We start from the raw sequence: 11,527 nt of genomic DNA on the forward strand, positions 1-11,527 counted from the left end.
ATTCCTTCTGCGGGTGGGTAGGGGCGACGCAATAACTGGTCGTAGACGGCCACCGACGGCAAAGGCCTGGAATCGGGCGGCAGTTGCGCCACCCGGCGCACGGTCAGCGACGACACCGGATTGGGCTAATCCAGCTCCACCGGCAGGCGCGGTGGCTCCGTGTCGGCGATCTTGCGGGGTCTCCAGCGCCACAGCGTCGGCGCTCAGCGCACCGTCCTCCAACGCGGCCCTCAGCCCGGCAATGACCTGATCGGGAGGCATGTGTCGATGCAGCAGTAGCACCTCGATGAGGGCGCGGTTGCCGTCGCAGTCGCCGTGTGCCTTGCGGGCCGCGGCTCTCCACGCGTGGTGAGCCGCAGTGAATCGACCGGCCGTGCGCGCCTGCTCCAGGGCTGTCGCCCCGGCCAGCGCGCCGGGCTTGCGTATGAGCCCTTCTCTTCCAGGTAATAATCAAGATTCATGCGGTTCTGCCCCTTGCCCGCGATGCGTTCGTGCTGGGCGACCTCGGTGCGGCTGTCGTAGCCACCAGCGTGGACGCGTGCAACAGCACCCGCACTTGACGGCCGATCAACCGGATCGGCACGCTGTAACGATTGGTACGAACCGTGATCAGCGAATACCTGTCCACGCCCGGGGCACAAACCGGTCTGGAATTCCTCGTCCGGCAAACGCTTCAGCAACCCTCTTTCGACCTCGAAATGCTCCCCGACCGTGCGAGCCGGGCACCGACACGACGCGCGTCATCGGCGTAGTCGAACTCATCGATCAACGCGTTCAGCTCATCGACCGAGTCCACGCGAGGCACCGGCACAAGGAGGTTGCGGCGGAAGAGCCGATATCGCCTTCCAGACCGCTCTTCTCGTGAGCCCCGGGAGTTCTAGCTGGCAGTAAAAGACATCGAGATTCCAGTGGGACCGGAACGCCGTCCACCGATCTGTCTCAACCCGCCGCCGCGGCAGCCCGATCACCCGCGCGACTGCCGCGTTCAAGTTGTCGTAGCGGACCTTCCCGAACGGTACCCCGCCCAACCGCAGCAACGCGTGAACATACCCCTCGAAGAACGCTTCCTGACCACCCGAGGTGGACATCCGGTGAATCGCTCTGCAGAGAACGAAAAGAGAACAAGAACATCTCGATCCTCTCACCGCCAAGCTCGACGGTGACTTCCTCGCACTCGAGCTCGGCTTCCTCGCCACGACGGTGCGTCTGCGAATGAACACCTCGGCCGGGCCGCGACCGGCAGCAATACGGATTTCCGGTTGCCGTTTCGACACGTATCCGCGCACCGTCTCGTAGCTGACGTCGACCATCCGATGCTTGTCGATCAATCGAGCGAAGATCCGCCGCACCGTGCGCCACTGCTTGCGCGGCGCATCCAGATTCGCCACCAGTGACTCGTCGATGACCGGCTTGAACTCATCCAGCTTCGACGCCCGCGACGGATACTTCTTCCGCTCGGCCGGCCACGCCGCCCGCACCGTCTGGTACCCGACGTTCTACTTAAGCCGCAGATCCCGACCCGACATCCCAGCCCGAGAGTCTGGCCAAATCGCGGCCTACAGCTCCACCTCGGACTGACGCGGCGACGGCAACGCGGCTCCTACGAGACAGGTTCCAGCCCCTCAGACAGCGCATACAGCACGTTGCGGCGCAACCTACCACCATCACGACCAGGTGATGCCGAAATTCGTCTGTACCAACATCTTCGGATCACCAGCGATGTTCAGTGGTCAAGCCGATGCTGCCGGCGATCAACAGCAGCATGCCCAACAGGTGGACGGCCGGAATGCCCGCTTCTCACATGCCTGGGCTGTTCGGCTTCTGCCAGACCAGAAGGTAACGCCAGAACAGGAGTCGTCGAACCCGCACGCCAGGCAGTACCGCGGCGGCCTGGCGGGCGACCTCTCGGGTGGTCAGCGGCGGATCCATGACGACGGGCATGGTCGAGCTGGTGGAGTCCTTCGCGAACCCGCTTTTGCTTCCCAGCAACCTTCCCGACAGGAACACCACCCCAAGCAGGCGGGAACCAACTGTCGCGACGATCTCGACAGGCAGTTCCCGGCGCAGGTCCGGTCGGGGCAGAGCAATGGCAGCAAGGACCCCGCCAGGCCGCAGCGCCGCCGCGAGTACCGCCAGTGCATCCTGCAACGGCATGTGGTGCAGTGCAGTGATCGAGAAGACCGCGTCGTAGTCCTTACCTGGCAGCGAGTCGGTCAGCACATCAGCGAGAACGCAGTTCACGTTACTGGGGGTGCGGCGCTTCGCCTCCTCGATCATCTCCGCGGAGCGATCGACGGCGTCGACCTGTTCAGCCCGTTTGGCAAGTCGAGCCGCGAACGCTCCCGCACCACAGCCGACATCCAGCACCCGTCGGCAGTGCTGCGGCATCCGGCGGAGAAGCAGCCGGTGGTAATAGGCGTTGTGATCCCAATCAAGCACAGCCAGACCCTACCCGGCAACGCCGCTCGCGCCCTCTGGCACCCGCTCGGACGGAGCACACAAAACGTTGCGGCGCAACCTATCACCATCCCGACCCTGAGACGTCAAAATTCGCCTGTACCCACATCTTCATATCAGCAGTGACGTTCAGACCCGCCTGTAAGTGATGTCGTAGATGACCTGTAGAACCAGACCGTGGTCGCCCAGGCCATCTGGTCAAAGCGGCGCACACCTACGGGCTGCGCCGCACTCTGGTGTTCACCACCGTGTCAACGCGGCCGCCCGAATCGGCGCGGTCACTGGCCAGCGTGGTCGATCGTGTGCCCGCCAATCAGCGGCCGCCCGGTCCGCTGGTGTCCTGGCACGTGCACGGGCAGCAGCCGATCGAATTCCGGAAAGGGATCATGGATCACCTGCGCGCCCCGCCGAACGGTGGCTGGTCGGTTGTGACGAACGTTCGATGTCCGCATGAGGGCATCGACGTCCCCGCAGTCGACTGCGTCGTGTTCGCCCTGCCGAAACGATCCCCGGTGGATGTCGTCCAGGTTGTGGGCCGAGCGTTGCGGCACCCGAAAACACCGCCGCCATCGCCAGAGTGATCGTGCCGATGGTGGTCCCCGACTATTCAATTATCGGATGCAGCCAAAAACGGCAGCTCAGCGCGCCCCGCCTGCGCACTCAGCTGGGGGCCGACCACCTGTAAGCGGATGCCATACGGATGACTATGCCGTGAAGACGTCGGGGTCGCTCCGGCCGGGGAAGGTGACTTCCCGGCCAACCCAACTGTGCCGGGCGGCTACACGGTCGAGCACCACTACGTACGATTTCAGCGACATTCCTCGGAATGGCGATTTCGCCGTGCTACCAATCGAGCCCCGGACCGGTGCGTCGGTGCGGGGCTCGTTCGGGGGTATTCGCGCCTATCCACCGATCGCTCGGTAGCTTGACGAAAGCAAACCTACCTCGCGCAGAAGCTTTCTCCAAATCGAAACGTCCCCGTCCAGCACTGCTCGGCAGCGCGCCAGCGTGAATCGTGACTGTGCCGATCTATTCCGCTTTCCGCATCCTGGGCAACTCGGTGTCGATACCGCGATGTCCGGGTGGGGGTGCGCATCGGCTCCACCGGTATCGGGGGTAGTGGTCGTCCTTTTTGATGTAGGACAGTCGCAGCAGGGCCTGTTCCAGTGACATCGACAGTTCGGCGGCGAGTTCGGCCATGACCAGCATCATGGTGGCGCTGTCGAGTTCGTGCGGGTCGGTGAGGATTTCGTCGAGCACCATGCCGCTGAAGGCTTGTTGTCGGGTCAGGACCCGTCCGGGCAGCCAGCTCAACGCCCACCGCTGTCCGCGGATCCCGTCGGCCATGCGGATAGCTACCTCCGGGGAGATGGCACTGGCGATCCGCAAGGGCCCGATGATCAGATCGTTCATCCGCGCGGCCACGATCTCCCTCAGCCCCACCACGTTCGCCGCTGATGCGCCGGCCACCCTGTCCCCCACCGCGGCGCCGTCGTCGCGGAGGCGCGCGCTGCGCTGTGCTTGCTCGGTTTCGGCTGTGGTGAGCTGGCCGATGGTGCGTTGCAGCTGTTGCAGACCTGTATCGACGTCATAGCGGTAGTCGTCGTCGGATGCCAGGTAGCCATCGAGTTCGGTGAATACCTCGTAGATGCTGACTGTCGTGGTGGTGTCCCTTTCGGTGTCCTTGGTCATGCTGTTACTTCACCTCCGTTATCGGCCCCTGTGCGCGGGGTGCGCGGGAAGCGGCCGTGGTCGAACTCGATCCGGTAGCTCCCGCTGTTCTCGATCGCCCGGATCCTTCTGCGGGCTCGGCTCTTGTGTGAGTGCACCGTCGACACACTGGCGCCGATCACTTTCGCGATCTCCGCATCCGGCAGCCACAGATCCCACGCCATCACCGCCACCCGGTATTCGGTGGCGGTCAGGTTCTGCCGCAGCACTTGCCACACGTATGTGACGGTGTCGTCGTCGAGGACTCGGTCGGCGGGGTTCTTGGTCACCACCGACAGCCCGAGCATCGGCATCGCGGTGTCTGTGTAGTCGGGCACCGACACGACGCCGTCGCTGCGCCGCCACGAATCGATCACTCGGCGTTTGGCGATGGTCATGATCAACGCTGCCGCCTCGTGCGCTTGGGCGTTGAGGAAGTCGCGGTCGTATTGTTCCCACACGGCGAGGAATACTTCTTGCACGATGTCGTTGGCCCGGTCACGATCACCCCCGAATGCTTTGATCGCGAGCCGGAACACCGCGGGAGCGTGAGAGCGAAACAGGTTGTTGAACCGGCGTTGCGGACCGGCGGATGCTGCTGATCTGTCATCGTGCCGAAAACTCCCCGCTGATCAGACCCGAGTACTCCGGTCCGGTGAGCTGTGCGACGCCTTCGGGAAGGATCGACCGTGGCCGCGTGCCGTTGGTGCGGCGGTGAACGCGGGCGAGCACGGTGGTGGCGGGCACGTGACGACGCGCGGCCGTGACGGTGGCCGGCAGCCGCGGGGGCTTCGGTAGCTGCGTTAGGGGCCGCGGGACCGCCGGTACGAACGCAGAACACCACGCAAGCGGGCCCGCCATCGACAGCCGACCCTCACCAACCCACAACAGCGTCATGCCACCTACTTCGTAGCGCGAGCATGAATTCTTGAACCCGCCACGGCCAGTCGCGCCGACACGCCGAAAAATCTGTCCAGCCCGTGACCGATGCCGCCGCTGGCGTCACGGCACCGCCTCGGGCTGCGACACTCTCGGCGAGTGCGGCGTCACCGGTCGCGGCTGCCACGGTCCGCCGGTACAGTTCGAGATTGATCGCATCGCCAGCCACCGACCACAGTCGTCTCCGCCCGTGGGCAACATCGCCAACTTCTGATCAACGCGGCGCAGGTTCGCGCGCGGCCCGGCGAGAGGCTGCTCGTTCATACGGCCCGGTAGGTCGCCGTCACAGGTCGAAGGCCAACTGGTGGTCGGTCACGCGGGCTACGTCCGCCGGAATTTGGTGGCGGCCGGGCGGAACGGTGTCCGGCACGGCCATTGCTTCGGCGATCTTGCTGGCGAGGCGCGGCTCGAGAGGCAGTTGCAGGGTATGCAGGCGCTGCGGGTTGGGGCGGGTCAGTCCCATGGTCTGCGCGACGATCCATGGTTCGATGCCGGATTCCAGCATGCGGGTATCGAAGGTGTAGCGCAGGGTGCCTGGCGAGAGTTCGAGCCCGGCTTCGCGGCCGATCGTGCGCACGATGCGGTCGATCGAGCTCGAGGAGATGCGCCGCCGACGCTCGGAAACGAACAGTGCGCGCGGTCGCAGCGCGCCGAGCATGGCGCGCCGTTCGGCCAGCCACAGCTCCAGCAGGCGTCGAGTGCTCGCCGCCAGGACAACCGTCCGCGTGGTCCCGGAAAGTCCATGGACCTCGAGACAACCGGACTCGGCGCGAAGGGTCAGCCCGTCCACATCCAACAGGCGAACTTCCGACAGCGACAGGCCGTTGTTGAGCAGCAGCCCGACGATCGCGTGGTCACGGTGGCTGCGCGCCGCCGCGGTGCGCAGCAGTGCACTCTGCTCGTCGGCGGTGAGAGTGCGCGGGGTGCGTGAGGGGTGTTTGATCCGCGCGAGCGTGGTCGGCCCCACACCGCGCCACCGGTAGAAGGTGTTGATCGCCGCACGGGCGAGGTTGACCGTCGACGGCAGCACCCGCCGCTCACCGGTCAGATGATCGTGGTACGCCAGCACGACCCGATCCCGAACGGCCGGATCATGAAGCGCCTCTCGATGATCTGGCCGAGTCTCCAGCCATCTCAACAGATCCGCGACGCGCTCGCAGTAGGTCTCCCGGGTCCGCGGCGACAGATCGTCTCGACCTGCTAGATACGTCTCGAACCGGTCCAGCTCTTCCCGCGCCCACAACGACCGCGGCGCCGACTTCCGCATCGACGCCCTCTGCACCACCGCGGTGACAGCGCTTCCCATACTCACCTCCCGGCACGATCCGCCCGTCGAGGATCTCACTCACCACCGACAATGCGCCACTTCATACGATTAGTGCCTAACCGAACCCGCGCGATGGGCACTAATCGACAATAGATCGAAGCCTGAGAAACAATGGCGCTCCGTGAGATGACCGCACCGCCGATAAGCGAAAAGTCACTGGCAGCCAACGGCTACCGCAGGGAAACCATCGAAACCGTCGTCATGGGCCCGTTCCGGCCGAATATTGACTTCGATCTTGCCCGTTGCGCATTAGGGCGGGAGCGAATCACCCGACGAAAGAGTGCGCTTGCACAACCGACGCGCAGCTGTACCGGTGATGATACAATCAGTGGTTTCACGGCATTCCGCGGCGAGACACATTCAGCGCGACCATAGTTGGGCCACCCGGTGTGGGTGATGGTCTGCAATCGCTTGTACAAAGTGGGTTGGCTACTGCTATTGACGGAAGGGGCCGGGGCTGCCAATTCTGGTATGGAGATACATCGTGACGGTGGCCGAATTCGCGCCACGATTCGTGCGGTCTCGCATACTGTTGGTTCAAGGAAGTCGAGGTGTGTCATGGCGCCGCCCCCGGGGTTCGATTGGAACTGGGCTGTCACTAGCGGAGGGAATTTGACTCGTCGTCAGATGAATCAATTGCTCGGGCTTCTGCTCATTACGATGCCCGGCTTGCTGGGTGGTCGCATCGCGTCGTTCTTCGGTGCTCGAACAGCGGCCACCCGACTCGACCTCACAGCGCTGCAGCCACCCGATTCAGCCATGGCGCTGGCCGCCGGACGAGAAGCGCGTGGCGTGCTGAGCGCCAGCATGCTCAACCACTCCTACCGCGTCTGGGCCTTCGGTAAAACCCTTGCCCGCGCACAGGGCGCCCAACTGGATGACGAACTGTTCTACACCGCGGCCATGCTGCACGACATCGAACTGGAGAACCCCCAGCGGAACCGCTGTTTCGCAGTCCGCGGCGCAGAGCACGCCGTCCAACTTCTCGGCGAACTCGACGTGCCCGCCGATCGGGTCGCCCTCATCCGCGACGGCATCGCCGGGCACATGACCCTCGGCGCCGACTCCGACCTTTCCGACCTCGCCGGCGCGCTCTCCGCCGGCGCGGGAGTTGATCTCTTCGGCAGCCGCTTACCGGAACTCGATCCGCAGTGGATTGCCGAAATCATCGCCCACTACCCACGCATGGAGTTCAAGCGCCTCGTGATCGCAGCCGTGGCACGCGAGGCCGAAGCCGTCCCCGACGGACGCACTGCGCTCCTGCGCAGGTTCGGATTCGATCTCATGGTCAATGCGTCGCCGTTCGCCGAGTAACCACTCTGTTTTCAGACAAGGCAGTCCACGTTCGGTGCGCACGGCAGTGGCCTGTCCGGATGTATCGCGCTCTCCGCTCAACATTTCGGCTTGATGTGGCGATGCGAGATCGCAGGTCTCTGGAGCTTTTCCGCGATTAGAACTTCGATCGCAAAACTAGTTTCAGGCTATTGAGGTGAGGGTAGAGCTTGCCGCAGCAGACAGGCATCAAGATGAATGGTGCCACTAACTTGCTCTCCACGACGTTTGCGAGCTAGCGCAGGCGCCATGTGCCGACCCTGACAACCTCACACGGCCTATACGTGGCCGCCGACACTGGGGCCGCCGGGCCAAAGTCGTTCGAGGTCGGCAGGTGTCAGTGGGGCGCGGTAGGCGTTGTGGAGGACGGACCGGATGACGCTTGGTTCGGCCTCGGCTAGGTTGGCGAAATAGTCGATTCCTGCGGAGTATGCCCACATGTAGGTTCTGAGTAGTGGGTTTGCGCTCCGGTCGGCCAGGAAGCCGGCGATGAGGTTGTCGTTCCACCAGGGGACGCGAGAGCGGGCGTGGTCGGCGCAGGCCTCGATGGGTGTTCCCGCGTTGATAGCCAGGTGGAGTTCGGCCCGGACCAGTTGGGTGTAGTGCACGAGTCTGGTGCTGGCCACCAATGCTTCGTCGTCGGGTGTGATGAACAGCGGCATGGCCTGGGCCCAGCCTTCGAGCAGGACTTGCTGGGGTCCGTGCACGGAGAGCAGGCGAACCCATGGGACGTCTTCGACGGCGCAGCGAGCGGAGATGCTGGCGCTCTGCAGACCATGTCCAAGGACTTCGTGCAGGGCCATTTGCCGGGCCCTGACTTTGGTGAAGTTGGCGTTGCGCATGTTGATGCGCAACCGAACGCGCTGTCCTCCGCCGTCGAGCCAGAATGCCCAGTAGGCATCGACGTCCGCGGATTCGATGGTGAGCTCGTATGCCGCTTCGGAGCCTGTCGCGCGGCGAACGATCGGCTCGTACTCTATGGCTGCTTGGCGTATCGCGTCAGCCACGTCGGCGGCGTCGAGCGGGCCCTCGGTTTCGGCGAGTTCGGTGGCGGTGTCTTCGCCCCAGCTCACACCGAGAACTTCAAGAGCCTTGCGCGCCGTTTCTCCCTTGCTCGTGACGTAGTCTGCGGGCCATCCGGTTGCTGGGCATCCCTGGGTGGCGCGGACGTATTCGTCGAGAGATGGGCGCTCCCCCATGAGCGAGCGCAAGTAGGTCAGGTCGGCGGTGAGTCGCTGGGCGATCGCGGGTTCATCGGTTTCATCGAGCAATCGGCTCAATCGCCGGAATGTGGCGAGCCGGTCGGCGGGCGCGGGCGCCTGGTCGGTGGACGGGCAGAAATCGAAGTCGATCACCGCGGCCGCGCCTCGGTCGATTTCGTGCTGATGCCATGCTCGGATGGCGTGTTCGACAGCGTCACGAGTTCTCACGGGCAACCTTCCAGTGCAGGGTGATCGACTGATTCGGGCGTAGGTACTCCCGGGTGAGACTGATGAGGACGTCGTTTCCTTCGGTATCCCAGATCAGGGCTTCGGTCGCGGAGTTTTCCGCACCGTCGGGATGTTCCTCGGCGGCTGAGCAACTGGACAGTTCCCCAGCATTGACGTGGCGCAGGTTGAGGGTGAACCGGCGGGTGTAGCGGTAGACCGATCGTCGCCAGTAGTGCGCGCCGACGAACTTCCCGCCTGTGCACACGTAGCCGACCACGGCGGACTCGCCCGGTTGGACTGGCGGTGAAAGCTGACACGCGAATTTCGCCAGGTGCGCGGTGTCGTGGATGCGTTGGATGGCGATGCGGCGTTCAGCCTCGCGCAAAGGCTTGATGTCCAGCCGCCCATCGGTGGACTCGAACCACAGCTCCCGAGACAGGCGTGTCAGCGGCCGGTCGGTCAGGTTGAGCACCAGGTATTCGAAGGTCAAGGACGCGGACCCGTCGCTGCTGATCTGGATGTCTGTGCTGCAGTCGAGATCGATGACGTTGCCGGCCAGGTGAGCGAGTTGGCCGACTTCCCTGTCGGTGAGCCGCCGAGTTTGCTTGAGCTGCAGGAGCCGCTGTGCGAGCACTGCGGTCGTCTCGTTGGCGTCGGATGGGCTGTGCGTGGAGGAGACAGTGTGTGCGCGGCCGGCGGCGCTCGGCTGTTCGGGGCCCCATTCGATCGCGCCGAATGCCGGGCGTTTGATTCTGTCGCCGATGACATCCACTACGTCTCGTACCGCGCTGTCCGACTCGATGGGGGTGGTGGGCGCGGGGCGCAGTTCGGGGGTCCACGGTTGGAACAACTCGGCCGCGGTGAGGCCCGGGAACATCTTCTCAAGGACTTGGCAATGGCGGGGATAAGGGAGCGTTTTCACGTCACCGCGAAGCCAGCGGTGAAACTGCGCGGGGCCCGGACCTTCGCCCACGAGCTTCGGATCGATGGTCTCGGCGACCCTGTTGTATTCACGGCGGAAGGCGGCATGCGTTTGGCAATGCCGCTGTTGCAGTTCAACTTTGAGCCGAATGAGCCGAGTGGTCACCCTCCCACCCTTCGTCATCCCTACTGCGCGCCGAACCTAGCACAGATGATCAGGAGACGATCAACAGATCAGAAGGCGCGATAGCGAGAAGCTCCACATGATCGAAAGACGGTATCGCGATGCGATAGCGCTCGGCGGCAAGGTCATGCATGCCCCAGTACGGCACACAACCGGATCCGAGCAATGCGCACGCGCGCGGGCGACCACGGCGGAACCTCACAGCCAGCCCCCAGATATCGACTGCTTGCGATACGACGAGGAGGAGTGATCCCGATGACCAGCAGTGCACCAGCCTCAGGCACGCGGATGCTCCTCATCCGTCCTGGACATTCGCTCGCCGATGCCCGCAATGAGTTCATGGGGTCCCGCCGATGCCGCGGCTTGGATCGCACCGGTCACGATCAGGTGCGATTACTCGGTCGGGCCCTGGCGCAACTGCCGCTTCGAGTGGAGCGGATCTACCACACCGATGTGGCCCGAGCTGAGGACACCGCGAACCTCTTGGCGGTTGCTTTGGGCGGTGCTGCCGTCGAAGCGGCACTCGGATGCCGCGCGTACGGCGCCGCAGACGGCAAGCTCGTCGACGAGGTCTTGGCGACCTTCGATCCGCCACTCGAGCTTTCCCCCGATACACCGTTGGCTGAGGGGGCGGAGTCTTGGGCCGAGGCGGTTGATCGAACGCAGCGCGAACTCGAGCAACTCTCGGACCGGCACCCTGGCCAGACTCTGCTCATCGTTTGCGACAAGGACACGATCGCAGCGTCGTTCCAGCTATACCTCGACGTTCCTCCCACGAGATCGCAGAGCATCCACACCGACAACGCCGCAATCACCGAGTGGATCTCAGCTCCCGCTTCAGACTCCGAGGACGGCGCGCCGCGGCGCCGATGGATACTGACCCGCCACAACGATCGAGCGCACCTCGCTTCCATGGCAACGCCCACATCTGGCGCGCGCAGTGGTCGCAACTTCTCGCCTGTCCTTCACGACTCTGGCACGGCACCCATCACAGCTTTTGCTGGCACATCCGCTTTCTCCCCGAAAACTCCGTAGACCGACACTCTCGCTGGAGTCCCCCTTGAAGCCGCTTCCTCAAACTGGCGTCCGCGCTCCCGTAGGCGTGGACACGACCCGCGCGAGCATCGCCCGCGTCTACGACGCCACCCTCGGTGGCAAGGACAACTACGAAGTCGACCGCTACGTGCGCGACCGGGTCGCCGAAGTCGCGCCGCGGCAGAGCGATGT

General features: G+C 64.3%; 12 protein-coding genes. 4 read left to right on the forward strand and 8 right to left on the reverse strand.

What is annotated here, in order from left to right; translation table 11 throughout:
* Positions 1 to 457 precede the first annotated feature (457 nt).
* From ON21_RS41145 to ON21_RS31505, 3 genes are all read right to left on the reverse strand, one after another.
* Complete coding sequence (locus ON21_RS41145; protein ID WP_373281169.1) at positions 458 to 628, reverse strand: Mu transposase domain-containing protein; 171 nt, start codon at positions 626 to 628, stop codon at positions 458 to 460.
* Between the two features lie 151 nt (positions 629 to 779).
* Positions 780 to 1,478: a hypothetical protein gene (locus ON21_RS41150; protein ID WP_373281170.1), complete on the reverse strand. Its 699-nt coding sequence runs from the start codon at positions 1,476 to 1,478 to the stop codon at positions 780 to 782.
* A gap of 319 nt (positions 1,479 to 1,797) precedes the next feature.
* A complete protein-coding gene (locus tag ON21_RS31505) occupies positions 1,798 to 2,439 on the reverse strand; it encodes a class I SAM-dependent methyltransferase (protein ID WP_039804121.1) in 642 nt (213 codons plus the stop codon).
* Positions 2,440 to 2,804: 365 nt separating this feature from the next.
* Between ON21_RS31505 and ON21_RS37625 the strand changes: the two genes are divergently transcribed.
* Positions 2,805 to 3,038: a helicase-related protein gene (locus ON21_RS37625; RefSeq protein ID WP_281032721.1), complete on the forward strand. Its 234-nt coding sequence runs from the start codon at positions 2,805 to 2,807 to the stop codon at positions 3,036 to 3,038.
* 448 nt (positions 3,039 to 3,486) lie between these two features.
* Here ON21_RS37625 and ON21_RS31515 read toward each other — a convergent pair whose 3' ends face one another.
* From ON21_RS31515 to ON21_RS31525, 3 genes are all read right to left on the reverse strand, one after another.
* Complete coding sequence (locus ON21_RS31515; RefSeq protein ID WP_039804124.1) at positions 3,487 to 4,149, reverse strand: hypothetical protein; 663 nt, start codon at positions 4,147 to 4,149, stop codon at positions 3,487 to 3,489.
* Entirely contained in the window at positions 4,146 to 4,730 is a 585-nt protein-coding gene (locus ON21_RS36210) for an RNA polymerase sigma factor (RefSeq protein WP_083881006.1), read from the reverse strand. The genes ON21_RS31515 and ON21_RS36210 overlap by 4 nt, the downstream gene beginning before the upstream one ends.
* 659 nt (positions 4,731 to 5,389) lie before the next feature.
* Positions 5,390 to 6,412, reverse strand: a complete 1,023-nt coding sequence (locus tag ON21_RS31525; protein WP_039804126.1) for a tyrosine-type recombinase/integrase — start codon at positions 6,410 to 6,412, stop codon at positions 5,390 to 5,392.
* Between the two features lie 648 nt (positions 6,413 to 7,060).
* On the opposite strand from ON21_RS31525, the gene ON21_RS31530 reads away from it, so the two are divergent.
* Complete coding sequence (locus ON21_RS31530; RefSeq protein WP_051021542.1) at positions 7,061 to 7,747, forward strand: HD domain-containing protein; 687 nt, start codon at positions 7,061 to 7,063, stop codon at positions 7,745 to 7,747.
* 296 nt (positions 7,748 to 8,043) lie between these two features.
* On the opposite strand, the gene ON21_RS31535 is transcribed toward ON21_RS31530, so the two are convergent.
* Together ON21_RS31535 and ON21_RS36215 are read right to left on the reverse strand one after the other, a co-directional pair.
* Positions 8,044 to 9,120, reverse strand: a complete 1,077-nt coding sequence (locus ON21_RS31535) for a hypothetical protein (protein ID WP_218004179.1) — start codon at positions 9,118 to 9,120, stop codon at positions 8,044 to 8,046.
* A gap of 61 nt (positions 9,121 to 9,181) precedes the next feature.
* Positions 9,182 to 10,282 (reverse strand): hypothetical protein, encoded by a 1,101-nt coding sequence (locus ON21_RS36215; RefSeq protein ID WP_051021543.1) that lies wholly within the window; start codon positions 10,280 to 10,282, stop codon positions 9,182 to 9,184.
* Positions 10,283 to 10,555: 273 nt separating this feature from the next.
* Here ON21_RS36215 and ON21_RS37630 point away from each other — a divergent pair, with 273 nt between their 5' ends.
* Both ON21_RS37630 and ON21_RS37635 read left to right on the forward strand, forming a co-directional pair.
* A complete protein-coding gene (locus ON21_RS37630; protein ID WP_157171075.1) occupies positions 10,556 to 11,335 on the forward strand; it encodes a histidine phosphatase family protein in 780 nt (259 codons plus the stop codon).
* Between the two features lie 67 nt (positions 11,336 to 11,402).
* On the forward strand, positions 11,403 to 11,527 hold a 125-nt coding region (locus ON21_RS37635; protein WP_306307725.1), incomplete at its 3' end, for an SAM-dependent methyltransferase.

Source organism: Nocardia araoensis NBRC 100135 (assembly GCF_000308435.1).
GTDB lineage: Bacteria > Actinomycetota > Actinomycetes > Mycobacteriales > Mycobacteriaceae > Nocardia > Nocardia araoensis.